Below are 25074 nucleotides of genomic sequence, written 5' to 3' on the forward strand. Positions count from 1 at the left end.
ACATGGCGGACAAAGAGAGAATTTCCGGTAACCTGCCGAGCTGGTTGCCGATTCGAACGGAGCGTCTGGAATTGCGGATCTTGACGCATGAAGATATTCGCAAATGGAGCCGCACGGCTGACGATACCGAGGTGAACCGTTATCTGGCGTCAGCCGGACGGACTTTCGGTGTCGGCAACCCGGATCGCATGTACCGACAAATCGAAGAATCCTACCGCAGCTTGAGCGCGCTTCATCTGGGTATCTTTTTGCACGGCGGCGAAGAAATTATCGGCTTATGTTCGTTCCAACGTTGGGACGCCCGAGGCGGCAAAGCAGAACTGGGCTTCGCCCTGTCGCACGAATATTGGGGCAAAGGCTACGCCACCGAAGCCGCAGCCGCCCTGGCTGACTTCGGCTTTGAGCATCTGGAACTGGAGCGCATTCAAGCCCGCTGTTTCGTCAAAAACGCAGCTTCGCTGCGCGTCTTGGCGAAGATCGGCATGGAACGCCAACACCGCCCCGAATTCGGCTTCGGCGTCAAACGCCGCGACGACGAACTGGGTGTTGTCGTATTCACCCTAACGCCCGAAAAGCTCAAAGAGAACCAAGCCTGATTTCCCGATTAGCTTGAAGCTTTTTGAAACGGCAGAAACGCTTTTTTACCAAAAAACTGGATTTGTTACACAAATGAAATATAAGCGACATTTTTCTCTAACATGCATGGGGTATAAATAAGACATGACCCCCTTTTGAAATAGAAGTGATTGGACCCGGACAACCGTCCGGGTCACTTTTTTTGTGTCAGGGCTGCTTTCAAGCCTTAATTTTGCTGTCCTTCTAATCAATCTTTCACATACAAAAAAGCTGCCCCAAAGTCACTCTTACGACTGGGGCAGCTTCTTTTATGGAAGCATCTAATATCCATTGTTGCATATAAGCATAAATTTAAGCTCATCATCAATAAAAAGTCGCCATTCCTGCGAATAAGCAACAATTCCCCGCCGATTCCCACCAAATGCTCCAAACCGTCAAAAATTATTGCTTTTCCGCAACAATCGGTACTTAAACCGCCAATCCAGCTTATAAAGCCTAAAGTTACATGCAACAACCCAAATCACTTCATGCCATGACCGTCTTGATTCCAAAGTTGAAGGCGACGAACCACAGGTTCGATTCGCACGCAAACCAACTACTGAATGCGTTCAAAATGCCAAGTCAGTCAACAGCTATGTGACAACATCATCATCCGCCTTGCATTTATCTTTCTCTATTCCTATACCTAGGAATAGAGAAAGCCCTTCGCGACAGAAGTTACGCGGCGGAGGGAGAAATTCAGGTCAATACGCCTTTGAACGCGGAAAGCCAGAGGCTTTCCAAGTGAGACAGCGTCTTGACCGAATTTCTCCCGCAGCCCCCCAGCTTCTTTCCCGAACAGGACGTCCGGTTATTCCTTCACCGACCCTAACGTGATCCCGTGAATGAAATACCGCTGCAAAAACGGATACACCACCATGATCGGCAGCATCGCGATAAAGATCTTCGCCGCGTCCAGCGTCCGGTTGGACAGTTCCGATAACCGCCGGTACTGGTCTTCGCTCATCGTCGCCGGATCGACCGAGACGACCAACTGCTGAATATACGTTTGGAGCGGATAATACTGCTCCCGCGTCATAAAGATCAGGCCGTACAGGAACTCGTTCCAGTGATACACGATACTGAATAGCGTAATCGTCGCCAGCACCGGCACGGCAAGCGGCAGATAGATGCGGAATAACGAATACCACGGCCCCGCTCCGTCGACCAACGCCGCTTCATCCAGCTCTTTAGGCAAATTGCGGAAAAAGTTAACGGTCAAAATCACGTTAAACACCAGCGTCTGCGCGCCTCCTACCAATACGAGCGCCCAGACGCTGTTCAGCATGCCGAGACCTTTTACCGTCAGATACAGAGGGATCAAGCCGCCGTTGAACAGCATGCAGAACACCAGAATCCACATCAGCACGCCTCGGGCTTTGAACTGCCGATCGGTGCGCGAGAGCGGGTAGGCCATCAGCAGCACGACGACGAAATTCAACGCCGCGCCGAGCGCTACCCGCTGAATCGAGATCCAGAACGAGCCGAAAAATTGCGTGTCTTTTAAAATTTGCGTGTACGCGTTGAAATTGAATCCGACCGGCCATAACCACACTTGTCCCGCCGCCGCAGCAGAGTTGGAGCTGAGCGACAGGGCGAGGGTATACCAGATCGGTAAAATACAGGTTAACGTGATTCCGATCAGCACGACCAGAATCGCGATATCCGTCAGGCGCGAACCCCATGTTCGATCCCGGATCATAGACGTACCTCCTGCTCTGAAATAGCTTTAGAATATGCGATAGTTGATCAGCCGATAAGCCAGGAAATAAGAGACGCTGATCAAAATAAAACCAATCAGCGATTTGAGCAATCCGACCGCCGTCGCAAGTTCATACTGCAAGTTCAACAGACCCGTGCGATATACCCATGTATCGATAATATCTCCGGTAGAATACACGAGCGGATTATACAAGTTGAAAATCTGATCGAAGCCCGCGTTCAGCACGTTGCCGAGGCTGAGTACGGCGAGCAGCACGGCGGTCGTGCGGATACCGGGCAGGGTGATGTGCCACAGGCTTTTCCAACGTCCGGCTCCGTCCATGCCCGCGGCTTCGTATAGCGCCGGATTGATGCCCGTGAGCGCCGCCAGATAGATGATCGTGTTGAAGCCGAACTCTTTCCACACGTCGCTGCCGACGACGAGCCACGGGAACAGCTCTGCCTGAGCGAAAAACAAGGTAGGCTTGAAGCCGAACATTGCTCCCAGTTGATTCACCGGACCATTGTAGGAGAAGAGGTCGAGAATAATCCCGCCGAGAATAACCCAGGACAGAAAGTGCGGCAGATAGACGACGGTTTGAATCCAGCGCTTGACCACGAGCTTGCGCAGTTCGTTGAGCATGAGCGCGAACACCAACGGCACGACCAGATGCGCAATAATTTTCAGAACGGCGATGATCAGAGTGTTAAAAAAAACTTCCCGCGTATCTTTGAGCACGAACATGTAGCGAAAATGCTCCAGGCCCGCCCATTCGGAATGGAAAATGCCTTTGCCCGGATTGAAGTATTGAAAAGCGATCGCGATCCCGAACATCGGCACGATGCTGAACACGATCAGCCATAAGTAACCGGGAAGCAGCATGAGATAATAGTGCTTGTCGAAGCTTTTGATCCGCATGGACTCAACTCCTTTCTGAAACGAAAACGCCTGCCTCTGCCTGACCGAACAAGATGCAACGAAGAGGGCGGGCAGAACGTCAGTGCAGGCACGAACGGCATGAAAAACGGAACGGTTTTCGGCGCAAGATGAACATGAACGCGGACAAGCGGCTTCCGCTTTCGGATCTGCTCGATTCAGCGTGCCCGATAAGCCGCGCCGCATGTCCGGTTCGCATCAAGCTATTGTTGAATCGCTTCCGCCACTTCATTCGTGATCTGCTCGCCGCCTTGGCGCTTCCAGTCTTCGACGAACTGGTCAAAGCTCTCCACCGGAGCGACGCCCATGACGATCTTCAGGAACATTTCGTCTTCCATCTTTTTGAGGTTGACCCAACGGCTTTCCATCAGCGGCGTCTGCTCGTAGATCAGGCTGTTGATTCGCTCCATCTCCGTATCGACGATGGGGTTGCCGCCGACCATGATCGAGTAAGCGCGCGTCCAGGCGCCCCAATCGGCGTCCGGCGTCCAGGTTCCGATGCTCCAATCGTCATACGGCTCCTGCTTGATCTTGGTGATGTTCTCCAGATCGGACGGGAGCAGCTTGTACGGACGGTCGTTGACGTAATCTTCTTTCGTTTTGGTGCCGGCCAGCACTTCTTTGATCGCTTTGTTGGTGAATTCGATTTCGTCCGAAGGGGCGAACACGACGCGCAGCGGATAGAAGCCCGGACCGCCTTTGCTCGGGTCGAACGTGTTTTCCATCTCGTTTTTAAACAAATTGTTCAGCATTTTCATCGGGACTTCCGGGTTGGCGTAATCTTTGCGCACGACCACGAACTCGGTCGAAGGCGTCGCGGCGTGCGGACGGAAAGCGCCGTCGGCATCCAACGGAAGCGCATAGGCTTGCCAGTCGGCTTCCGGATCGTTTTTGACCGCGTTGGTCAGCGGACCGTAACCCATCCACCACGGAGCGAAAAAGATACCGGACTTGCCGTTGATGATCGGCTCGTCGGACGCTTCGCGCACCGCCATTTCCGGATCGATCAAGCCTTGCGCATACAGGTCGCGCAGGCCGGATAACGCTTCTTTGGTCTCCGGCAGGGTAGAGCCGTATACGGGCTTGCCGCTGCCGTCGTCGAGCCAATAGCCCGGGAAAGCGCCGTAAGCCGAGAAAATGGCGTCGAAGCCGTAGAGATTGTTTTTGGACTCCAGGAAGTTGGCGTACATCTTGCCGTCGCCGCTTTGCGGGCCGGAGATCCCGATCGTATCGGCGCTTCCGTTGCCGTCCGGGTCTTCTTCGACGAAAGCGCGCGCGACCGTCGCCAGCTCTTCCATGCTTTTCGGCGGTTCGAGCCCCAATTTGTCCAGCCAATCCTGGCGAATCCACATGATATGTATGCCGTCGGCATCGGCTTGCACGCCGGGGATCGCATACATCTTGCCGTCGAACGTGACCGACTTGAGGGCGGCGCCGTCCGTTTTATCGATAATGTCTTTGATTTCCGGAGACGCATACCGTTCATAGACTTGCGTCAGATCGGCCAATTGCCCGGCGGCGACCATTTGACGCAGTTCCACGGCATTGACGACCATCGCGTCGGGCAGATCGTTGCTGGCGATCGCCAAGCTGATCTTTTGCCGCATGTTGGCTGCCGAAGCGGTGAACGCATGCTCGACTTTGATATTCAAAGCTTCTTCGATCTGTCTCGTGTACTGATTGTCGAGCGGGGTGTCTCCTGCCGGCAAATCTTTATCCGTCGGGTCCACCTGCATGCCGATGCTGATCGTCATCGGTTCTTCGTAACTTCCGTACGGATCGGCGGGTTCGGTGCTTTGGGTTTGTTCTTCCTCGGTTGTCGGCTCCGTAGCCGTCTCCGAACCGCTGCTGCAAGCCCCAAGTGCCAACACTGCCGAGAGTGCGACCACGCAAGCTGCTTTGACCTTTCTTTTCATGACATTCCCCTCTTTTCTATAGGGCGTGTATGCAAACTCAACGACGTGCATCTTGACCTGCCTTTTCGTTCTCTGCTGGATTCGTACCTAAAGCGTGTACGATTCCAGCGACGCTTCGTCACAATTTCTTGACGTGCCCCGGCACGCCTTCGAAATTGTTCCTTGCATAGATCGAAAATTCAGATCAATCTGCTTTCCTCGGAGTTTGCGTACACGCCCTAGCAGATAGATGATTCAGCTATAATCTAACACGAAGAAACCGCTTTCATGGATAGAAAGCGGTCTGCGAAACGGTAAGGTAAATGTGCGAAGTTTTCGGCGCGATCCGGAGTTTCGGACAAATCACCCCCTGATCAGCGGACATTTGTCTCTTCGAACACATGCTGCTGCCGATATTCGCTCGGAAGCAGGCCGGTTTGCTCGCGGAAAATGCGGCTGAAATACTTTTCGTCGGCATATCCGGTACGCTCGGCTACCCATTGCACGGTTTTGCGCGTCTCGACCAGCAGCGAACAGGCCCGATTTATTCGCTGCTGCCGTACATACTCGTTGAACGTAACGCCCATGATATCGCGGAAGCATTGGCTGAAATAGCTGCGGCTCATATTGACCTCGTGCGCGATTCGTCCGGCTTGCAGCGGTTCGGACAGACGTTCCCGGACGAGGGCCGCGGCTTGGGTTACGCTGGCTTGCACCTCGCTCGAATAAGGCTGCACGCCGAGAGCGAACCGAAGCTGATCCCGCATTCGATGCAGCTCCTGTACGGTCTCGAACCACGAATCGGCCGCTTGCGGGATTACTAGGCGTTTACCCGTTGCCGCTTCACAGATCGCATTCCAGGCATAGGTCCAGCCGAGCACCTCCCCGTGCAGCCGTTGCGGAGACAATCGAAGTTCCGCCAAGTCGCTCAACAAAGCTTCGAATTCGCCCGTTTCATGTACCCAATCGGGTTTGAAGCCGCGTCTGCGCAGCTCCGCCAATGTCCGCTGCGCAAGTTCTCCCTCGGTGCTTCCCGCTGCGGTGTCGGCTTTTTGCTGCGTCTGACGGGACAGATCCAGATCGTACAGATGCAAATCCGGCTGTCTGGCATAAAACCATTCACCCGTCACGTAGTCCGCCAGCCGTGCGCTAATTTCGGCTTTGGTTTTTCCTTGAAGTCCATGCAGGCGAAGAATGGCGCTATTTTCCGGGCAACTCGGCGCCCCGTTCAGCAGAGCCTCCAGCTTCCGGGCTTCCGTCGGATCTTCGGCGAGCCACGCCGGCAATTCCGGAGCTGCCCAAAAATCGGGTTCGCGCAGAGCAGGGGATAGACGTTGCAGCATGGCTCGGATCTCTGCGTCGGATGAAGCAGGAGCCATCCACGCATATCCTTGGTCCGCGGAAGAGGAATGAACGACGGCAGAGCTTTCTTTGCGACGCTCGCTTGCGATCCGCGAACAAATTCGCTCCAGCACTTCTTCGAAACGTTCTTCCTCCAATTGGACTTTGGCAATATAATCGATCGCTCCCAGGCGAAGCGCTTCTTGAATATACGAAAAGTCCTGATGCAGCGTCAGCACGACAATAAACATGCGCGGATAGCGAACCCGTACTTCGCGCATCAGTTCCAATCCCGACATCACGGGCATCGCCAGATCGGTCAGCAGTACATCCGCTTCCTGCGTCTCCAGAAACTCCAACGCCTTTTCCCCGTTACGGGCTTCGCCTACTACTTGAAAGCCGAATTCCGCCCAAGGCATGGCCGAAATCAACCCGCGTCTTACCAGTTTGTCGTCATCCACGATCAGCACGTTCAGCATCTGTCGATCCCTCCTCATAGGGTAGTAATAGACGTACCGTTGTTCCCTGACCGGGCGTACTTTCCAAAAGCAGTTTGGCTCGACCTTCGTAATGCGAGCCGATCATGCGTTTCACGTAATTCATGCCGATCCCCATCCCGACTTTTTCGTGAGCGGAGGTCTGTTCATGCAGAAGGCGTTGGATTTCGGCTTCGGAGATTCCGCCGCCGTTGTCGCGAATCGCCAACTCGATAAAACCGTTTTCGCGGCGGACATCGACTTGGATATGCCCTTCGTCGTCGAGTCCGTGGTACAAGGCATTTTCCACAAGCGGTTGTAAAATGAAACGGGGAACCGGAACGTCCAGCACTTTGTCTTCGACCCGGATGCGTACGTCGAAATCGAAATCGTAGCGAATCTGCTGAAGAATCAAATACTGGCGCAGCGAGTCCACTTCTTCCCGGATCGTCGACACCTGGCCGAGCTTGCCGAGATTGTAGTAGAGCAGCCGGTTGAGGGAAACGAGCAGTTTGTCGATTTCTTTTTGCCCGTGAATGACTGCCAGCCAATGCGCCGTATCCAGCGTGTTCATCAGGAAGTGCGGGTTGATTTGATACAGCAGCTTTTCCACTTCCAGATCCGCGCGCCGCTTTTCTTTTTGCTCCACTTCATGGATGAGTGCGGCGATTTGGTGCTTCATATGATGAAACTGCTGCTGCAAATCCTGAAATTCGGGAATGCGCGTCGGCGGCGACGGTTTATCGAATCGGCTTCGCGCTACGTTGTGCATATCGCGGTTAAACTGATTCAACGGTTTGTATACCATTTTCCACAGCAACCCTGCCGTCGATAACCCCACTGCGAGAAAAAGGAGCAGCAGCATCGTCATGATCTGAAGCCAACGCCTTTTCTCCGCTTCGTAATCGCTTTTCGGAATCAGGGAAACGATGCTCCATCCTTGATTGCTTGTGCCTTTGAACCAATAATAATTGCCTTCCAACCCCGAATTCGGTATTGCTTGACCGCTTTCCCCTATAGAAGCGCTAGTCGGGCGAAAAGAGCTATTCTCGGCGAAAACGTCAGGCAGTTCGGTATACGCGATCCGTTGGTCGTTATCGAGAATCAAGTGCGAGGAGGTCTTGACGATATTATCGCTGTCGAGAATGTTCTGGGTCAGTTTGAAACCGGATTCAATATACACGTAGACTTGGCCGCGTCCCGGCAGGCTGACCTCCCGTAACGCAGACAGCACGTACTGATCGTTGAAACGGTCCTTGCTGACATGCGGCCCGTAATACGAAATCCCGTAATAGGCGGCGAGCAGCGGCAGTTTGTCCGGATCGAAATGATCCCGCGGTCCGGCATTGGCAAAACGCATCCGGTCTTCGTCGGCAAAATAATAAGCAACGAAACCGGTGGACGGGTTGGTAAACGTGATCAGGTTAAGCTCGCTTTGAATCTCTTCGATCAGCGAGGCCCGGTCGTACGCGCGTTCTGCTGATAGATACTGCTCCAGCAATTTGCCGACGCTGCCCGGATAGGCGAGCTGCTGCGAGACGTGATTCAAGTTGCTGATCGTATTTTCGAGCGAGAGCTGCATTTGATGCAGATTGCTTTGGACGCCCGAGTTCAGATTGTCGCTCAAAATGACGGAAATGGTGCGGTTGGACACGAATGTCGTAATGGCAAAAGGAATGACGATGCCCGATGCGAAAATGAGCAGGATGCGCTTCTTCAACGTAAGGCGTTCCGGCCGCGGCAGGCGCATGCGGCGGAGCCAGTTTTTCATGCCTTCACCTTCCTTGCCGTAGAATCACTCAAATTGTAACCGATACCACAGTGCCGCGCAATTTGAAAAAGCAGGCAAAAATCAAAAAAAGACCGCGTCGTCGCGCAAAGGCAACAACGGATCTTTCGGTATTCGCGGAGCGAAACGATTCGGTTCGTGAATAACGGATCGACGACATGCCGCACTGCGCGCTGCCGAGATCTTTTACAGCGGAACCGGCACCGGTTTGCGTTCTTTGACATAAATCCATTCCTTGAATCCGATATCCCGCAGCTTGTTCGCCACGGCATCGAAATCTTCGCCGACGCGGGAAGGCTTATGCGCATCCGAGCCGAACGAGATGGACACGCCGTAATGCAGCGCGCGCTCCAAAACGGCGTCGGACGGATACCAGCCGCCGCACAATTTGGTCCCGCCGGACGTATTGACTTCGATGGCAAGCCCCGACTCGCCGATCGTTCGGAGCGCCGAGTCGATCGCATCATCGGCCGGAATATCGACGAATGCCGGATAGTAGCCTTTCATCGCGTCGATATGGCCGAGAATCTGGAACATGCCGCTGCGCGCCGAAGCTTCGATCAGGCGGTAATATTCCTTTTTCGCCTCGATCATTTGCTCCGCCGGAATGCCTGCCCAGCGATTGCGGTCGAAGATGCTTTTGCCGCTGCTGACATGAACCGAGCCGATCACGTAGTCGAACGGATAGCGTTCAATCGCTTCGCGGTAAGGGCGCTCGTGGTCGATAAAATAATCCGATTCGATGCCGAGCAGCACGTCGATTTTGCCCGCGTATTCCTTTTTCAATTGGAGCACTTCATCGATGTAAGCCCCAAGTTCCAGCCGCGACATCGTAATCGACGGGGCGGGGTGGTCGAGCGGGCTGAACAGATGCGGCATATGGTCGGATATCCCGATGACGGAAAGACCTTCCTTGATAGCGGCCTCGATATAGTCGCGAATATCGCCGTCCGCATGTCCGCAGCGATAGTGATGGGTATGAAGATCGAACTTCATGGACGGAACCTCCTTTTTGCATGCAATCCAATAAGCGCGTTACTCGGAGCCGATAAATTGCGTTTCCGGCATGCCTTTCAGATCGGCGAGGAATTGGCGCATGGCCGAGTTGATGTATTTGCCCGAACGATAGATGACGCCGACCGGATGGCTGGTCTCGAACTCTTTGACCGGCAATCGGATCAGGGAGCCTTGGCGCACCTCTCTCGAGGTCGACAGCTTGGAGATCACGGCGGCGCCGAGGTTAAGTTCGACCATGCGCTTCACTTCTTCGCTGCTGGACAGCTCCATGGCGATCTGCGGCGCGATGCCGTGTTCCTTGAATACCTGCTCGACGAAGCGCCGTCCGACCGTATCCGGGGACAGCATGATAATCGGGACTTCTTTGAGGTCTTCCAGGCGAATTTTATCCTTGCGGGCCAATTCGTTCTGGGGAGAGACGACAAGTTCGAACGTATCGTAGTAAAGGACGGACGTCTCCAGATCGGGATTGCGTTCGATCAGATAGCCGATGCCGATATCGACGGAGCCGTTTTCGACCAGACTGTAGATTTGCGAAGAAGGCATCGACTGGATACTGGTCTGGATCAGCGGGAACTGGTTCTGGAAATAAGATAGCACGCGCGGCAAAATCTGAATGGCGATTGACGTCGTCGTGCCGAGCATGATGTGGCCCTGCGGCGTTTCTTCGAGATCGGTAATCTTTTGTTTCAATTCCTCGACGACGGCGAGAATGCGTTCGGCATGCTCGAGAAAGACCAATCCGCGATCGGTCAGCGTGACGGGCTGGCTGCGATCGACCAGAACGGCTTTGAATTCGTCTTCAAGGCTTTTGATCTGCGCGGAAACGGCGGGTTGTGTAAGATTGAGCAGTTCCCCGGCTTTGCGGAAACTCATCGTTTTCGAGATTGTGACGAGCGTCTCCAACTGACTCATATTCATAAAACTTCTCCTCCCACCGCGTATTGATTCCTTAAATTATAGGTGCAAAATGAAAAGAAAAGCAATGTGAAAACGAATAATATTAAGGAAGAAAAAAATCGGGATTTTTGTGCGCCCTGCACAATCGTTGAACGATCGGACAAACAGGCCGGCGGCGGAAAAAGAAAAAACCCCCTTCTTAAGTCGTGATTTTTTCGGAAATGGGTCTTTAGCTGTAAAAAAAAGGCCTTTCGTTGGCGATAAAAGAAGAAGCCGGATTTTTTCAGAATTCGACGCGGATCGAACAAACGAGCCTACTTTGTTCGGTGCGTTTTCGAATCTTTTTACGTCTCTCTTTATTGTCGAAAAAGGTCGATATGTTATATGTTTCGTCGGATGTTCATCTTAAAATATTCATTTAAAATGAGATGCTTTATTTTTCTGTCTCGCGTATAATTGGGATAACCTAGAATGGGACTAAAGGTTAATGAGTTGGAAGTCCCAATTATCCGATATACGTGATTCCAAAAACCTAAGCAGTAGGGAGCGAACAAGTTATGAAAGCGGAGGTAATCAACCCGTTTTTGGAATCGGCCAAGCTGGTGCTCCAGCAGGTCATTCAGATTTCCCCGTCGACGGGAACGCTTGCGGTCAAAAGCGTAAAACCGATCGACGACCATATCTGGATCCAAATCGGCATGACCGGACAACTGACAGGCAATATTATTTTCGGTTTGCACGAGCAGGTCGCGATGCGGATCGTATCCGCCATGATGGGCGGCTTCACGATTACGGAACTGGATGAGATGGGCCGAAGCGCGATTTCGGAGCTGGGCAACATGATTAGCGGCAATGCGGGGATTTTGCTGTCGAATCAAGGCGTAACCGTGGATATCACGCCTCCGAACGTGGTACACGGACAAGAATTTACGGGAACCATGCCGGATAAGGCACTGACCATTCCGCTGCTGATGGACGGGATCGGCGAGCTGGATATTCAAGTCCTGATCTCGTAAACTGAACAGGCGAGCTTATGAAAGTCCAGAAGCTCTGAAGGAGCATTCGCCTTGACGTTAACGAACAAAATTGTATGGATCACGGGCGCTTCGAGCGGGATCGGGGCGCTTATCGCGCGTTTGGTCTCGGAACGCGGAGGGATTCCGGTCCTGACCGCGCGTTCGGAAAACAAATTGTGCGAAGCCGCGAATGCCGTGCCCGGGAAGCACGGTATTGTGGTTCTTGACGTCGGCGCCGAGGAATCGGTGCAAGCTGCCGCGCAAAGCATCATCGCGGAGTACGGCCGAATCGATATTTTGGTCAACAACGCGGGCTACGGCTTGTTCGAGAGCGTCGAAGATATGGACATGCTGGATTACGAAGGCATTATGAACGTCAATTATTTCGGCGTTGTCCGTTGTACGAAGGCCGTGCTTCCGCATATGCGTCTTGCCGGAAGCGGACAGGTTCTGACGGTGGCTTCCATGGCCGGCAAATTCGCTACGGCGAAATCGGCCGGGTACGCAGCATCCAAGCACGCGGTATTGGGCTTTATGAATTCGCTGCGCCAGGAGCTGCGCGGGAGCGGGATTGCCGTATCTTCGATGAATCCGGGACCGATCGACACGCCGTTTTTCGAGACGGCCGATCCGGACGGCACGTATGTCCAAAGCGTCAATCGCTTCATTTTACCGCCTGAAAAGGTGGCTCGCGAGATTGTGCGCATGATGGAGACGCGCAAGGCCGAGATCGATCTTCCGCGATATTTCGGCTTGGCTGTCCGATTGTACGCGCTGATGCCGCGGACGGCGGACAAGCTGGCGGGTCGTTTTCTCAATTTAAAGTAAGTCGAAATCCGATGCACCCGTGCAGAGTCTTGCTCAATCGTTACGAATCCGGGGGGACGAATTGCGAGCCGGCTTGAGACGATGCCGCGGGAGCCCTGCGAAAAATTCTTTCTTTACGAAGAAGGACGTTTTCGCAGGGCTTTTTTTGTGTTAAAAAATAAGGGAAGAATAAGCACGGATGCAAGGGGGAGAACGGGATGGCCTGGATCGCTTCGCAAGCTTATTATCAAGTGCAGCGCGAAGTCAGCGAAGGACAGCAGCGTTGCAGCGTGTCAGACCGCCGGATTGACCTGTATCATGATCGGATCACCACGCATCGCCGGGAATTCGAACTGGGACACGTATTCGATATTTCTTACCGCCGAATAGGCGGAGGCATCGGAATGCTCTACCTGCACACGAGCATCGGCGTGTTTTCTTATACGGTAAATACCGATCCGATGCCGTTTATTGCCTGCTTTAAATCGATGCCGGGCGAAAAGGCTTCCGAATGAACCGATTTCATTGCAATATTAAATGTTTATTTTAGGCTGCATCCGCGCTTTTGCGTAGATGCAGCCTTTACTTTTTATCAGTAAAGTCGTTTGAAGATCAAATCTAACGTTGACGTTAACGTTATTATGATGTAATATACATATGTAAAAGTTGTTATATTAAAAAGGAGGGCGTTACATCGTGTTCAAAATCGACGAAGTCGCCCGGGAGACGGGACTTACCAAACGGACGATTCGCTATTACGAAGAAATCGGACTGATGCCCGCCCCGGAACGCAGCGAGGGCGGAACGCGTCAGTATACGCAAGCGCATATCGAGCATTTGCAGCGCGTCATCTCGGCACGCGACGTACTGGGGTTTTCGCTGCAAGAGATTCAGGAATATATGGGCTATGCGCAGGCATTGACGGGACAGCGCGAACTGTATCCGCAGATCCGCGAGCCCGAGCGTCAATTGGAGAAGCTGCGCGAAATGGACGGTACGTTGGAAGCCCAGCTTCGCGCCCTGGACGAGAAAGTCGGTAAAATTTTGGCGATGAAGCAGGAGCTGGAACAGTTCCGTAATCGCGTAAACGCCGGGATTGCCAGACTGGAACACGAACATCTGCAAAACGAACATCAACCTGAAACCAAAATCACGGAGGGGAAAAACTCATGAAAAGCGAAACGCCGATACATGCCAACACACTGCCTCCCGAGGGAAAATCCCTGAAGGAAGGCGGTTTTTTATCGCAGCCGAAAGCGGTCTGGGCCGTCATGTTTGCCTGCATTATCTCGTTTATGGGCATCGGACTGGTCGATCCGATCCTGCCGGCGATTGCCACGCAATTGGACGCATCGCCGAGCCAAGTGTCGCTGCTGTTCACCAGTTATAACTTCGTCACCGGCGTCGCGATGCTGATCACGGGGTTCGTTTCGAGCCGGATCGGGGTTAAAAAGACGCTGCTCAGCGGCATTTTACTCACCGTCGTATTCGCGGCGTTGGCCGGTTCGTCGGATACCATCGCTCAGATCGTCGGTTTCCGCGGCGGTTGGGGACTTGGGAACGCGTTGTTCATCGCAACGGCACTATCGGCGATTGTGGGACTTTCAACGTCGGGCACGGCGAAAGCGATTATTTTATATGAAGCCGCACTGGGCCTCGGGATCGCGGTCGGCCCGCTGCTGGGCGGAGAGCTTGGCTCGATTTCGTGGAGAGGACCTTTCTTCGGCGTCAGCGTGTTGATGGCTCTTGCCTTTGTGGCCGTCACTGTGCTGCTGCCGAAGATTCCGAAACCGAAAACGACCAGCAAATTATCCGATCCGTTTAAAGCGCTGGCGTTTCCGTCACTGATGACGCTCGGCATCGTGGCTTTCCTGTACAACTTCGGCTTTTTCACCTTGATGGCGTATTCGCCTTACGTGATGGAACTGGACGAGCACGGACTGGGGTACGTGTTCTTCGGTTGGGGTCTGCTGCTCGCGATTACTTCCGTATTCGTGGCTCCGCGCATTCAAAGCCGTTTCGGTACCGTTCGTTCAATGGCGGTGATGCTGACGCTGTTCGCGATCGACCTGCTGGCGATGGCGATCGGCACGGTGATGGGCAGTCCGACTACCGTTATCGTCTGCGTCATCGTTGCCGGTGCGTTCCTCGGTATCAATAATACGCTGATCACCACGGCGGTCATGGAGTCGGCTCCGGTCGAACGTTCCACCGCATCCGCGGCTTACAGCTTCGTTCGGTTTATGGGCGGCGCGGTGTCTCCGTTCCTGGCCGGCAAACTGGCGGAATGGTTCAGCGCGGAAATGCCGTTTTACTTCGGTGCGGCGATGGTGGTTATCGGGGTTGTCGCATTGCTGCTGAGACGTCGCCATCTGTCGCATATCGATGCGGCGATCAGTCATTAAGACTCAACCTTTTACAGAGAGGAAGCGGGAAAAATGAAGCATATCGTAGCAGCCATAGACGGTTCGGCAGGTTCGGTACGGGCTTTGGAAGAAGCGATTAAGCTGGGGATGTCTTTGGCTGAATCTCCGAAAGTGACGGCATTGCATATTGATTCGTTCGTGTCGATGAATGAGCCGCCGTTCGGCGTCGACCCGGACGAGCGGATCGAGGCAGAGGGATTGGCACTGTTGCAGTCGGCCGGGGAGAAGCTTGCGGCTTCGGGGCTTGCTTACGGGACAGCCGTGCGAAAAGGAGATGCGGCGCGCGGGATTTGCGAGTTCGCCCGCAGCGAGAGCGCGGATCTGATCGTGATCGGCACGCGCGGGCATGGCCTGGCGGCCGAACTGCTGCTGGGCAGCGTAAGCCACAAAGTCATTCAGCACGCGCCGTGTCCGGTGATGACGATTCGATAAGCAGGACAGGCGGGATGTAACTCTGTAAGGAAAGTTGTAAAAAGTACAAGATTATCTTTTTAAAAGTGCCAATCTGCGAGCCTAAGTTGCAGAATATGCATCATTTTTCGAAATAAGAGGTTTGCAAGGGCGCATTATTGCTGATTTTGTTGCAAAAACTACAACTTGAGCCTACTCAGTATCGTTTTACGCATAAAATGTTGTACAAACTGCAAGATTGCAAGATTGCAAGTCTGTAGCTTGATCAAGCATCCTTTCCCTTCAATAGGCGAAAGGGTGCTTTTTGGCGTTGCAGTCTGGTATGCTTAGAACAGTATGAGAATCTTGTATTTCTATTTGCATTTGGGAGCCCCTATAATAAAAGAAGTTATCTCAATCTTAGGCATTCACGCCACGAACGATTACATCTAAAGGTGGAACAAAGAAATGACAAAAGAAATCGAACAATTCACGCAGCTCGGGATCGGCGAAGCGCTGACGGCTGCATTGCTTGAATACGGAATCGACAAGCCGAGTCCGATCCAGGCGGAAGCGATTCCGCCTATCCTGGAAGGGCGCGACGTACTGGCCCAATCCCAGACGGGGACGGGCAAAACGCTCAGTTATCTGCTGCCTTTGCTTCAAAAGATCGATGCGGAGAAAAAAGAAAGCCAAGTGCTCGTCATCGCGCCGACGCAGGAATTGGCGATGCAAATCGTGCGCGAAGGCGAAAAGTACGGCGCTCCGCTCGGCATCGGCACGATCGGTCTGATCGGCGGCGCTTCGGCCGCTCGGCAGATCGAAAAGCTGCGCCAGCGTCCGCATCTGGTCGTCGGCACGCCGGGACGCCTGCGCGAGCTGTTGTCCACGCGCAAGCTGAAGCTGCATGAAGTGCGCACCATCGTGCTCGACGAAGCCGATCAAATTTTCCAAATGGGCGGAGCCGACGATGTGCGCGGACTGCTCAAGGGAGCGCTTCGCGATCGTCAGCTGATCTTCCTGTCCGCGACGCTGGGGCAAGACGTTCGCGGATTGGCGGATCGCGAGATGCGCGATCCGGTCGATGTCGGCATCGAACCGGAACAAAAGCTGGCGAAGTTGACGCAGCATCTGTATTTCGTGTGCCAAGAACGCGATCGGATCGATACGCTGCGCCGCGTCGTGCGGCATTACAATCCGCAGCGCGTCATCGTATTCGTCAACCAGACGGAAACGATCGCCGAAGTGGAAGCCAAGCTGAACCACCTGGGACTTGAAGCGCGCACGCTGTACGGCGATTCGGACAAAGTCACTCGGGCGACGGTGCTGTCGCAGTTCCGCTCCGGCAAGTTCCGATTGCTCGTCGCAACCGACGTTGCCGCGCGCGGCTTGGACATTCCGGGACTGGAACTGGTCGTGCATCTCGATCCGGCAGCGGATTCGGAGCATTACGTTCACCGTGCGGGCCGCACCGGTCGCATGGGACGCAAAGGCTTGTCCGTGTCGATCGTGACCGACCGCCAAGCATTCATCATGCGCAAATTCTCGCGCGAGCTGGATACGCAAATCGTAGAGCGCGCGTTGTACGAAGGTGCCGTGCTGTCGCCGGAAGAAGCGGACGAGCGCCGTTCGGGGGCGTCCCGCCGGACTCCGAAAAAACCGGCTAATCCTTCGTCGAACGGACGGAACATATCGGTTAAAGGCAGCGCCGCTGTGAACGAGTCAGGTCAAAATCGTACTTCGAGCTTTGACAGCGGTACTTCGGATAGCGCTCACGGGGAGGCGCCGAAACGTTCGGCCGCTCCAGGAACCGGTAGCCGCGCAAATACGGGCAAGCCTTCCGCTCCGGCTGGTCGCGGACCCAAGAGCGGCAAAAAGCAGCCGAACAAAGACAAAGGCGCACCGAAATGGCTGAAAGATAAACGGTCCGCGCAGGACCCTTCTCAACAATAAGATCGGATGAATGGCGAGGCTCGCGCGAGTTCGAGCATTAGATAGACGCAGAAGAGGTGAAGGAGTATGAGTGAACAAGCCATCCTGAAGGTAGGAAGGCTGACCGGCGGTTATAGCGTGAACAAGCCGGTCCTGCACGATGTCGATTTTGAAGTCGCTCCGGGCGAGATGGTCGGCTTGATCGGTCTGAACGGCGCGGGCAAAAGTACGACGATGAAGCACATTCTGGGCCTGATGTCCCCGCGGGAAGGCGAGGTTCGAATCGGCGGCTCGCTGCTTAAAGACGACCCGGGGAGTTATCGCGCTTCGCTCGCTTTCGTGCCCGAGTCTCCGGTATTGTACGAGGAATTGACGGTACGCGAGCATCTGGAGTTTACGGCTCGCGCGTATGGCGTCGATCATGCCGTATTCGAAGAACGGGCGGAACGGCTGCTGAAGCTTTTTTACATGAAGGACAAGGAGCATAGCCTTTCTTCGCATCTCTCCAAAGGGATGAAGCAGAAGGTCATGATCATGTGCGCCTTCATCGCGCGTCCGCCGCTGTACGTGATCGACGAGCCGTTCCTCGGCCTCGATCCGCTCGGCATCCGCGATCTGCTGGAATACATGGTCGAGGTCAACCGCGAAGGGGCTTCGATTCTGCTCAGCTCGCATATCTTGTCCACGATCGAGAACTACTGCAATCGCTTCGTGATTTTGCATAAAGGCCGCATTATCGTGCAGGGAACGTTGGAAGATATTCGAGCGGCAGCAAACATGCCCGGCGCTTCTCTCGAAGACATGTTCGACCGATTGGTTCGGGCCGAGGGCGCGGGAGGCATTCAATGACCGGCCGCACGGAAAACGGCGAAAACGGACGTCCGATCGTGTCCGGCCTTCCGTGGGCGCCCGGAACGATCGCTCCGATGACGGCCGAAGGCATGACGGCGATGCGGGGAAAAAGGCGTTCGGTTTTCCTGGGCCGCATCCTGCCTTACATGCCGTATATCATTCAAAGCGGACTTGCCGTATCGGTCCTGCTGTTGTTGATCCTGTTCTCGGCGTGGTACACGTCGATCCTGCAGGATATGCCGGCAGGCTTTCCGATCCAATGGATTCTGCCTATCCTGATTTTCCCGCTGGCGGCTTGGAGCAGCTTCCGGACCTATCTGCAATCGGCGGATACGGTCTTCCTGCTGCCGCTTGAAACGCAAATGAAGGCGTACTTTGCCCCGGCTTGGCGCGCAGGCGTTACGGGCAAGCTGCTTCTGGCATGGCTCGTGCTGCTCGTGGCTTGGCCGATCTATATCCGCGTGCTGCCGGACGATCATGCGAATTTGTGGGCGAGTTTGCTGCTGGTACTCGGGTTGAAACTGCTGTTCGCCTACGGTGCTTGGCAGGAACATCGGATGGTTTCCGCCCGTCAATCCGACGTCTATCGGCTGCTGCGCTGGGTGTTATCCGTCGCAATCGTATTCGCTTGGTTTTGGCTGCCGCTATTTTGGTCCGTTATCGCAATCGTCGTCCTCGCGGCGCTCTATGCGCTTGCGCTGCGTTTCCCGCCCAAGCATCGCGTACCTTGGGAACGTCTGATCGCGGTCGAAAAAGCACAAGCAGGCCGCGCGATGCGGATGCTCGGCTGGTTCGTGGACGTGCCCACGCAGGACCCTCGCGTCTATCGTCGCAGTCTGTTGTCGGGCGTGGGACGGTCGATCCCGTGGAAACCGGAGGAAGCGTATCGCTTCCTGCTGACGCGTTCGTTTATTCGCGGCGATATGCTCGGAATGGCGGCTCGATTGGCGGTCGTCGGGTTCGTTCTCCAACTGCTCGCCCGAGAATCCTGGTTGGGCGTTGCTTTGCTGCTGCTGTTCACCTTCATGATCGGGATGCAGCTTAACGGACTGCGCCGCACTCATGCGGATTCGCTCTGGCTCGGGCTTTACCCGATTCCCGAGGATTCGCGCGTACGCGCCGGCCTGCATCTCATGATTCGCGTTCTGTTCATTGCTTCGGCGTTCATGTGGCTGCCGTTCCTGCTTACGCTGCCGTCCGATCCGCTGCTTGCGGTCGGAGCACTGGCTGCGGCTTGGGTACTGTGCTTCCTGCTGCACAATTCCGCCGGGCGGAAGTGGCGCAAGCTGGAGGGGGAAGACGAGTAATAGATCCGAGCAACCTGAAAATCCGGACAGCTGGCTGTCCGGATTTTTTGTGTGCAAAGAAAACGATGATATCGACAGCCTGAACTTCATTGTCGAATGAAGCTGCGGCTATAATCGGAGGAGTAACCGATCAACATCCCCGATTATCGGAATCCGTGTTTTTTGGCACTTCCTGCAACAAATAAAGCGACCAGCGATAAAGCTAACATGACCCAGCTGAACGATGCAGCTCCCCATTGGTTCAAAAGAACGCCTCCTACCATTCCTCCAAGGGCAATAGCCAGATTCCAAACGGTTGTATTGATCGGCATGACGAGATCCACGCCTTGTTCGCCCGCAGCTTGAGCAAGCGCGGTCTGGAGCAGGGTAGCGGCACCGCCGAACGTAAGACCCCACAAGGCAACAGAACCGAAGACGACGATCATGTGCCCGCTCCACAAACCTAATATAAGAGAAATCAAGGAAAATCCTGCGAGGCTCGCGAGAACCAGCATGCGCAAGCGCCGATCAATAAACATGCCCGTAATCCAAATGCCCACCAATGCCATCAGACCGAATATAAGCAGGATGAGCCCGACCTGGGATTCCAAACCGACATCGGCGAGAAAAGGAGCGATGTATGTATACAAAATATTATGAGACAACATCCAAGCCAAAACGACAGTCAAAATGGGAATGATGCCTGGGGTGAACAGGACTTGCTTGACGGAGACGCGCTTATCCGCCGGCTGCCCCGGATAATCCGGTACTTTCCAAAGTATCCAGAAAATCAGTATAAAGGCCAGCAGCGACATCAGCCAGAACACCGAGCGCCAGCCCATGAATGAACCCAGCAGCGTACCTGCCGGAACACCGAACGATAAAGCAATCGGCGTTCCGATCATAGCCACGGCCATCCCTCTTCCTTTCAGATGCTCAGGTACCATGCGTAATGCGTAACCGCCGATCTGACCCCAGGAAACACCCGCAGCGACGCCGGCGAAGAAACGGGCGAAAAGCGTCAGCGCATAGTTTGACGAAAGAGCAGTAACGGTGTTAAAGATCAGAAAACCGAAAATAGACAGAAGCAAAAGCGGACGCCGGCGCCAGCTCTTTGTCAGTACGGCTACGGGTATGGCGGCAACCAGCGACCCGACCGCATAAAAAGTGACCAGTTGTCCCGCGCTCGACTCGGAAATTCGCAGCCCTTCTTTGATTTGCGGCAGCAATCCCGCAGGAAGCGTTTCGGTCATAATGGCTATAAAACCCGCCATAGCCAGGGCAAGCAAACCGAACCACGGAAAACGACGAGCAGATAGATGCGACATTCGTACAGCTCCTTTGAGATCATATCGAATAATTAATCGACTTTTGGATCGATCATTCCTTATATTATTCAGAGCAGCCGCTCTTGTCAATGATTTATGGATCGATTAGTATATAATTAAGAAAAGGGAGGGAATCTCTAATGGCAAGAACGGGACGTCCGCGCATTTTCGATCGGGATGAAGCTGTATTACAGGCGATGCTTCTTTTTTGGGAGCAAGGATTCGAGGCTACTTCATTGCTTCAGCTTCGAGCAGTCATGGGGGATATTTCGGCAGCCAGCTTTTATGCGGCTTTTGAATCCAAAGAAGCGCTGTACAAAGAAGTCGTGGAACGATATATGAATACGTTCGGACGCGTGACGAAAAGTTTTTCGGATCTTGCGCTTTCGCCGAAAGAAGCGATTGAAACTACATTGAGAAGTACCGCGAAAATGCAAACAGACAGCGCGCATCCGTCCGGTTGTTTAATCGTGCTGTCGGCTACTACGTGTTCTTCCAAAAATAATCATATCCGCGACATTGCCGCCGAGAAAAGAAAGCTGACTCGCAATCGCCTGCAGGATTGCATCCGGCGTGCCGTGGATATAGGCGAACTCCCTGCTTCCACGGATATAGACATGCTAACCACCGTATTCGATACTTTTATGCAAGGCATCTCTACACAGGCTCGGGACGGCGTTCCTTTTGAAACGATCGATCAGGCAATCACGAAATTCATGGAAATCTGGAATCTTGTTCGACAGTCGGCCTGACCTGATTCGGGAACGTCCTAAGGCGTACTTTGTTTTCTTCGCAAGTCCATAAAGCAAAAAAAAGGCTGTTGAGAAATTCTCAACAGCCTTGTGGGGCATAAATCCGAATATTCAATTTGAACGCTTAACGTCAAAGATTTTTACTCGCTTTTAGCCGCTTGCAGTTCTTTCGCGCCTTTATACACGAGACTGAACAAATCTTCCAAGTTCTCTTCCGCGATACAGGAGAAAGCAATACGCAGGTCGGTCTCGCCCAGCGCGATCGTGCCGACGCCGTATTCGCGCAGCAGATGCTGGCGAAGCTGTTCGGCTGGAATGCCTTCGTTCAGCTTCAGGCACATGAAGTAACCGGAGTTGAACGGGTAATAGGTCCAGACGCCTTCGTATTTGCCGCCGTCGAGCAGGTCTTTGACCTTATTGGCGCGGCCTTTCATGATCAGGAATTTCTCATGCTTCTGCGCTTCGAACTCCGACGCTTTCAGCGCTTCCAACACGAACGTCTGCGACGGGTGCGGTCCGCTGGAGATCGTCGCGCGGATGATGCCCATCGTCTTCTGCTCCAGACCGGCCAGTATATCGGCGTTATCCGAAGCGAAGGTGATAAAGCCTACGCGGAAGCCCCAGACAAACTCTTCTTTCGTCGCGCCGTCGATCTTGACCGGCAGAATGCGCGGGTGCAGGCCGGCAAGCTTGCCGAACAGCGACTCGTGCAGCGAATCCTCGAAAAACAGCCCGAAGTAAGCATCATCGCTCACGACAACGAGGTTGATGCCGGCGTCCGCCGCTTCCAGCAGAACCTTGATGATCTGGTCGCCTTCTTCGACGCTCGGCGTGTAGCCGGTCGGATTGTTCGGGAAGTTGAGCGGCACGATCGCTTTGCCCGCTTCTTTTTGCTCCAGCAGCGCTTTGCGGAACGCTTCGGCATTGAATTTCATGTCCGCGGTGAACAGTTCGTAATTGACGATCTTCGCGCCGCGACGGATGCCGAAAGTCAATTCGTAGTTCTCCCAGTTTTTGTCCGGATAAACGACCGCGTCACCCGCATCGGCAAACAAATCGGCTACGATGCTGAGACCGTGCGTCAGCGCATTGGTCGCGATCGGATTGCCGAACGATTTGCCTTCGAGCGAAGGGTTCTCGCGAATCATTTTCTCGCGCCATGCGGATCGAAGCTCAGGCTTGCCCGCAGGAGGAGCGTAGCCGTACAGGTCCTTTGGATTGTAAGCCGACAGTTTATCCTGAATCACGTTCAAGTGCATCGGTCCGCCGTTCTCGGTCGCGATGCCGATCGTGGCGTTATATTTCTTGGCGTGCGCCGTCGCCTCGGCGGACTGGCTCAAAATGCCTTCCTTCGGGAAATAGATCTCCCGGCCGAGTCCCGACAACATGTCGTGGACATGCGCGTTTCCCGCTTTGATCTTCTCGTTCCATTGTTCAGCCATTGGGTTCATTGCGCGTCTTCATCCTTCCAAACAGAATTGCGTCAATTATAGCATCCTCACATTGTGACGTCACGGAAAATACCCGGATTTTTTAAGGGTTTTCAATCGGATGGCCACTTTTTTTGCCGAAATCGTTTCATCTTGTCCTTCTCTTGCGAACGGTTGACATTTCCGAATGATTTTGATTCCATGTCAACTATTTGTGCGGAAAGGGACGGGATGCGAGAATGAGGGTTTAATCGGAAAAGGATCAGCCGTTTAGGTTCCGATCGAGCCCTTTGGCGAAGTCTGCGATGGACGGACACGATTCAAGCGAATCGCTTAGCGTGTACAAAAACATGTACAATAAGGATTGAAGTTCAAACTTACATAAGATGCACGAGATCCGGACGGTTATTTGTTTAAAGGTGGCAAGGAATAACTCGACCTTAGCCGCTCCTGGCACGGATTGCATGATTTGATCTGTGAAGGCGCATTGACAGGGAAGGGGCCTTTGTTCAATGCGTTAATGGGCGGGGGTCCTCTGGAACATGCGGAAGAGTTAGTGCGTTCGCTGACCGCGCGGTTCAACCCTCGGCGAAGGGATGTTGCTGTATTCATTTCAGATCACAAGGAGGTTGTTCAAGATGGGGATGATCGGTTATTTGAAAAGGGTACCGGCGGAGCTGTTGGCCGCGTTGATCCAAAAAACGGCGACGTTGGACGAGTACGTATTCGGTGACGAAGCCGGAGACGAATTGGATCTCGACAAAGCTTGGCACGGCCTGCATTATCTGCTGTGCGGGGATGCTTTCGGAGGAGAAGAACCGCTCTACAACGCGCTTATGGGCGGCCAGCCGATTAACGAAGAAGAAACGGAAGACATTATCGTTCGTTATCTGACGCCTGATCAAGTGCGCGAAGTTTCTCGAGCGCTGGAAGCCCTCGACGACGATGCGTTGAAAAAAGGCTTCGCGCCCGACGATATGAACGAAGCGGGCGTTTATCCGGCGCCGGATTGGAACGACGCGGGCGAGTTGGATTATTTGCTGGACTATTACGGGCCGATGAAAGCCTACTACCGCCAAGCGGCGGAAAACGGCGAAGGCATGTTAATCTACGTCTCGTAAGCAACTTGAGCCGAACAAGGAAGTTTCGGGAACAGGAGGAGAAATGAGCTATTCGAATAAAGGAAACGTAACGCCCGGTCGCTTGCACGGCGCGCTGCTGGGACTAACCGTAGCCGATGCGCTGGGCGTTCCGGTCGAGTTTCGATCAAGAAGCGCTTTGGATCGTGACCCGGTCACGGACATGTTCGGCTATGGTACCTATAACCAGCCGCCGGGCACGTGGTCGGACGACAGCACGATGACCTGGTGCACGGTGGAAAGCCTGGCTTTGCAGGGCGAGTGCGATACCGAAGACATGGCAGGGCGCTTTGTACGTTGGCTGACGCACGGGTATATGACGCCGTACAATGAGCTATTCGATATCGGCAACGCGACGCGCGAAGCGCTGGAACGCTACCGGACCGAAGCTGTCTGGGCCAAATTCGCGGGACTCACGCATGAACATTCCAACGGCAACGGCTCGCTAATGCGCATTTTGCCGATGGCTTTTTATGCACGGAATCTGGAAACCGCGGAACGCGAACGTCTCGTGAACGAAGTCTCGTCCATCACGCACAGACACCCTCGCTCTCTGCTGGCCTGCCAGATCTATGTGGAAATGGCGATTCAGCTATTGGAAGGACAGTCTGCGGAACAAGCTTATCAAGCAACCGCCGCAGCGATCAATGAACGCCACGCCGGACACGCCGAGCTGGCAGCATTCGAGCGCGTGCTGAACGGCGAATTAGCCGCGTTGAAAAGAGACGGAATCCGCTCAAGCGGCTACGTCGTCGATACGCTGGAAGCCGCCGTATGGTGCCTGCTTACCACCGACAGCTACCGCGAAGCCGCCTTGACAGCCGTCAATCTGGGCGAAGACACCGATACCACCGCAGCCGTAGTCGGCGGCCTTGCGGGCATCTTGTACGGCGAATCTTCCATCCCGCCCGAATGGCTATCCCGGATCGCAAAGCTGGACGAACTGCGCGAGCTGGTGTCCAAGTTTGAGGCGGTATTGCTGAAGCAAACTTAGGGACAGGATCAGGGCATAGAGAAGAACGAAAATCGCCCAATATGCAGACTT

The 25074-nt window shown here is 54.1% G+C and carries 22 protein-coding genes; 13 read left to right on the top strand and 9 right to left on the bottom strand.

The window, feature by feature from the left end:
• Positions 1-2: 2 nt before the first annotated feature.
• On the top strand, positions 3-596 hold the full coding sequence (locus tag HRQ63_RS11865) for a GNAT family N-acetyltransferase (RefSeq protein WP_172243784.1): 594 nt from the start codon (positions 3-5) through the stop codon (positions 594-596).
• Positions 597-1426: 830 nt separating this feature from the next.
• On the opposite strand, the gene HRQ63_RS11870 is transcribed toward HRQ63_RS11865, so the two are convergent.
• The 7 genes from HRQ63_RS11870 to HRQ63_RS11900 form a co-directional block, all read right to left on the bottom strand.
• Positions 1427-2317 carry a carbohydrate ABC transporter permease gene (locus tag HRQ63_RS11870; protein WP_172243787.1) on the bottom strand — a complete coding sequence of 297 codons (891 nt, stop codon included), beginning with the start codon at positions 2315-2317 and terminating at the stop codon, positions 1427-1429.
• Positions 2318-2344: 27 nt separating this feature from the next.
• On the bottom strand, positions 2345-3235 hold the full coding sequence (locus HRQ63_RS11875; protein WP_172243790.1) for an ABC transporter permease: 891 nt from the start codon (positions 3233-3235) through the stop codon (positions 2345-2347).
• A 221-nt stretch (positions 3236-3456) separates the two neighbouring features.
• Positions 3457-5169, bottom strand: coding sequence for an extracellular solute-binding protein (locus HRQ63_RS11880; protein ID WP_172243792.1), 1713 nt, complete (start codon positions 5167-5169; stop codon positions 3457-3459).
• Positions 5170-5522: 353 nt separating this feature from the next.
• The gene (locus tag HRQ63_RS11885; protein ID WP_172243794.1) at positions 5523-6968 is read right to left on the bottom strand and encodes a response regulator; all 1446 of its coding nucleotides are present in this window, start codon (positions 6966-6968) and stop codon (positions 5523-5525) included.
• Entirely contained in the window at positions 6943-8736 is a 1794-nt protein-coding gene (locus HRQ63_RS11890; RefSeq protein WP_172243796.1) for a sensor histidine kinase, read from the bottom strand. Before HRQ63_RS11890 ends, HRQ63_RS11885 begins: the two co-directional genes overlap by 26 nt.
• A gap of 204 nt (positions 8737-8940) precedes the next feature.
• Entirely contained in the window at positions 8941-9750 is an 810-nt protein-coding gene (locus tag HRQ63_RS11895) for a histidinol-phosphatase (RefSeq protein WP_172243798.1), read from the bottom strand.
• 39 nt (positions 9751-9789) lie between these two features.
• Complete coding sequence (locus HRQ63_RS11900) at positions 9790-10692, bottom strand: LysR family transcriptional regulator (protein ID WP_172243800.1); 903 nt, start codon at positions 10690-10692, stop codon at positions 9790-9792.
• A 536-nt stretch (positions 10693-11228) separates the two neighbouring features.
• Here HRQ63_RS11900 and HRQ63_RS11905 point away from each other — a divergent pair.
• From HRQ63_RS11905 to HRQ63_RS11945, 9 genes are all read left to right on the top strand, one after another.
• Positions 11229-11687 carry a chemotaxis protein CheX gene (locus HRQ63_RS11905; RefSeq protein WP_037291136.1) on the top strand — a complete coding sequence of 153 codons (459 nt, stop codon included), beginning with the start codon at positions 11229-11231 and terminating at the stop codon, positions 11685-11687.
• A 51-nt stretch (positions 11688-11738) separates the two neighbouring features.
• Positions 11739-12515 carry an SDR family NAD(P)-dependent oxidoreductase gene (locus HRQ63_RS11910; RefSeq protein ID WP_172243802.1) on the top strand — a complete coding sequence of 259 codons (777 nt, stop codon included), beginning with the start codon at positions 11739-11741 and terminating at the stop codon, positions 12513-12515.
• Positions 12516-12712: 197 nt separating this feature from the next.
• Positions 12713-13009 (top strand): hypothetical protein, encoded by a 297-nt coding sequence (locus tag HRQ63_RS11915; protein ID WP_172243804.1) that lies wholly within the window; start codon positions 12713-12715, stop codon positions 13007-13009.
• Positions 13010-13190: 181 nt separating this feature from the next.
• Entirely contained in the window at positions 13191-13667 is a 477-nt protein-coding gene (locus tag HRQ63_RS11920; protein WP_229714167.1) for a MerR family transcriptional regulator, read from the top strand.
• The gene (locus HRQ63_RS11925) at positions 13664-14899 is read left to right on the top strand and encodes an MFS transporter (protein ID WP_172243805.1); all 1236 of its coding nucleotides are present in this window, start codon (positions 13664-13666) and stop codon (positions 14897-14899) included. The genes HRQ63_RS11920 and HRQ63_RS11925 overlap by 4 nt, the downstream gene beginning before the upstream one ends.
• 33 nt (positions 14900-14932) lie before the next feature.
• Positions 14933-15352 (top strand): universal stress protein, encoded by a 420-nt coding sequence (locus HRQ63_RS11930; protein WP_172243806.1) that lies wholly within the window; start codon positions 14933-14935, stop codon positions 15350-15352.
• 426 nt (positions 15353-15778) lie between these two features.
• The gene (locus tag HRQ63_RS11935; RefSeq protein WP_172243807.1) at positions 15779-17263 is read left to right on the top strand and encodes a DEAD/DEAH box helicase; all 1485 of its coding nucleotides are present in this window, start codon (positions 15779-15781) and stop codon (positions 17261-17263) included.
• Between the two features lie 66 nt (positions 17264-17329).
• Positions 17330-18091, top strand: coding sequence for an ABC transporter ATP-binding protein (locus HRQ63_RS11940; RefSeq protein ID WP_172243808.1), 762 nt, complete (start codon positions 17330-17332; stop codon positions 18089-18091).
• Positions 18088-19401, top strand: coding sequence for an ABC transporter permease (locus tag HRQ63_RS11945; protein WP_172243809.1), 1314 nt, complete (start codon positions 18088-18090; stop codon positions 19399-19401). The genes HRQ63_RS11940 and HRQ63_RS11945 overlap by 4 nt, the downstream gene beginning before the upstream one ends.
• A gap of 143 nt (positions 19402-19544) precedes the next feature.
• Here HRQ63_RS11945 and HRQ63_RS11950 read toward each other — a convergent pair whose 3' ends face one another.
• Positions 19545-20708, bottom strand: coding sequence for an MFS transporter (locus HRQ63_RS11950; protein WP_172243810.1), 1164 nt, complete (start codon positions 20706-20708; stop codon positions 19545-19547).
• 140 nt (positions 20709-20848) lie between these two features.
• Between HRQ63_RS11950 and HRQ63_RS11955 the strand changes: the two genes are divergently transcribed.
• Entirely contained in the window at positions 20849-21460 is a 612-nt protein-coding gene (locus tag HRQ63_RS11955) for a TetR/AcrR family transcriptional regulator (protein WP_172243811.1), read from the top strand.
• A gap of 140 nt (positions 21461-21600) precedes the next feature.
• Here HRQ63_RS11955 and HRQ63_RS11960 read toward each other — a convergent pair whose 3' ends face one another.
• On the bottom strand, positions 21601-22911 hold the full coding sequence (locus HRQ63_RS11960; RefSeq protein WP_172243812.1) for an aminotransferase class I/II-fold pyridoxal phosphate-dependent enzyme: 1311 nt from the start codon (positions 22909-22911) through the stop codon (positions 21601-21603).
• Positions 22912-23528: 617 nt separating this feature from the next.
• Here HRQ63_RS11960 and HRQ63_RS11965 point away from each other — a divergent pair.
• Both HRQ63_RS11965 and HRQ63_RS11970 read left to right on the top strand, forming a co-directional pair.
• A complete protein-coding gene (locus tag HRQ63_RS11965; protein WP_172243813.1) occupies positions 23529-24011 on the top strand; it encodes a YfbM family protein in 483 nt (160 codons plus the stop codon).
• Between the two features lie 43 nt (positions 24012-24054).
• The gene (locus tag HRQ63_RS11970) at positions 24055-25023 is read left to right on the top strand and encodes an ADP-ribosylglycohydrolase family protein (RefSeq protein ID WP_172243814.1); all 969 of its coding nucleotides are present in this window, start codon (positions 24055-24057) and stop codon (positions 25021-25023) included.
• Positions 25024-25074 lie beyond the last annotated feature (51 nt).

This window comes from Saccharibacillus endophyticus, assembly GCF_013185185.1.
GTDB lineage: Bacteria > Bacillota > Bacilli > Paenibacillales > Paenibacillaceae > Saccharibacillus > Saccharibacillus endophyticus.

Excerpts from the sequence above, each read along its gene's own strand:
- HRQ63_RS11865 (WP_172243784.1), top strand. The coding sequence starts at position 3 with ATGGCGGACAAAGAGAGAATTTCCGGTAACCTGCCGAGCTGGTTGCCG.
- HRQ63_RS11870 (WP_172243787.1), bottom strand. The coding sequence starts at position 2,317 with ATGATCCGGGATCGAACATGGGGTTCGCGCCTGACGGATATCGCGATT.
- HRQ63_RS11875 (WP_172243790.1), bottom strand. The coding sequence starts at position 3,235 with ATGCGGATCAAAAGCTTCGACAAGCACTATTATCTCATGCTGCTTCCC.
- HRQ63_RS11880 (WP_172243792.1), bottom strand. The coding sequence starts at position 5,169 with ATGAAAAGAAAGGTCAAAGCAGCTTGCGTGGTCGCACTCTCGGCAGTG.
- HRQ63_RS11885 (WP_172243794.1), bottom strand. The coding sequence starts at position 6,968 with ATGCTGAACGTGCTGATCGTGGATGACGACAAACTGGTAAGACGCGGG.
- HRQ63_RS11890 (WP_172243796.1), bottom strand. The coding sequence starts at position 8,736 with ATGAAAAACTGGCTCCGCCGCATGCGCCTGCCGCGGCCGGAACGCCTT.
- HRQ63_RS11895 (WP_172243798.1), bottom strand. The coding sequence starts at position 9,750 with ATGAAGTTCGATCTTCATACCCATCACTATCGCTGCGGACATGCGGAC.
- HRQ63_RS11900 (WP_172243800.1), bottom strand. The coding sequence starts at position 10,692 with ATGAATATGAGTCAGTTGGAGACGCTCGTCACAATCTCGAAAACGATG.
- HRQ63_RS11905 (WP_037291136.1), top strand. The coding sequence starts at position 11,229 with ATGAAAGCGGAGGTAATCAACCCGTTTTTGGAATCGGCCAAGCTGGTG.
- HRQ63_RS11915 (WP_172243804.1), top strand. The coding sequence starts at position 12,713 with ATGGCCTGGATCGCTTCGCAAGCTTATTATCAAGTGCAGCGCGAAGTC.
- HRQ63_RS11925 (WP_172243805.1), top strand. The coding sequence starts at position 13,664 with ATGAAAAGCGAAACGCCGATACATGCCAACACACTGCCTCCCGAGGGA.
- HRQ63_RS11930 (WP_172243806.1), top strand. The coding sequence starts at position 14,933 with ATGAAGCATATCGTAGCAGCCATAGACGGTTCGGCAGGTTCGGTACGG.
- HRQ63_RS11935 (WP_172243807.1), top strand. The coding sequence starts at position 15,779 with ATGACAAAAGAAATCGAACAATTCACGCAGCTCGGGATCGGCGAAGCG.
- HRQ63_RS11940 (WP_172243808.1), top strand. The coding sequence starts at position 17,330 with ATGAGTGAACAAGCCATCCTGAAGGTAGGAAGGCTGACCGGCGGTTAT.
- HRQ63_RS11945 (WP_172243809.1), top strand. The coding sequence starts at position 18,088 with ATGACCGGCCGCACGGAAAACGGCGAAAACGGACGTCCGATCGTGTCC.
- HRQ63_RS11950 (WP_172243810.1), bottom strand. The coding sequence starts at position 20,708 with ATGTCGCATCTATCTGCTCGTCGTTTTCCGTGGTTCGGTTTGCTTGCC.
- HRQ63_RS11955 (WP_172243811.1), top strand. The coding sequence starts at position 20,849 with ATGGCAAGAACGGGACGTCCGCGCATTTTCGATCGGGATGAAGCTGTA.
- HRQ63_RS11960 (WP_172243812.1), bottom strand. The coding sequence starts at position 22,911 with ATGAACCCAATGGCTGAACAATGGAACGAGAAGATCAAAGCGGGAAAC.
- HRQ63_RS11965 (WP_172243813.1), top strand. The coding sequence starts at position 23,529 with ATGGGGATGATCGGTTATTTGAAAAGGGTACCGGCGGAGCTGTTGGCC.
- HRQ63_RS11970 (WP_172243814.1), top strand. The coding sequence starts at position 24,055 with ATGAGCTATTCGAATAAAGGAAACGTAACGCCCGGTCGCTTGCACGGC.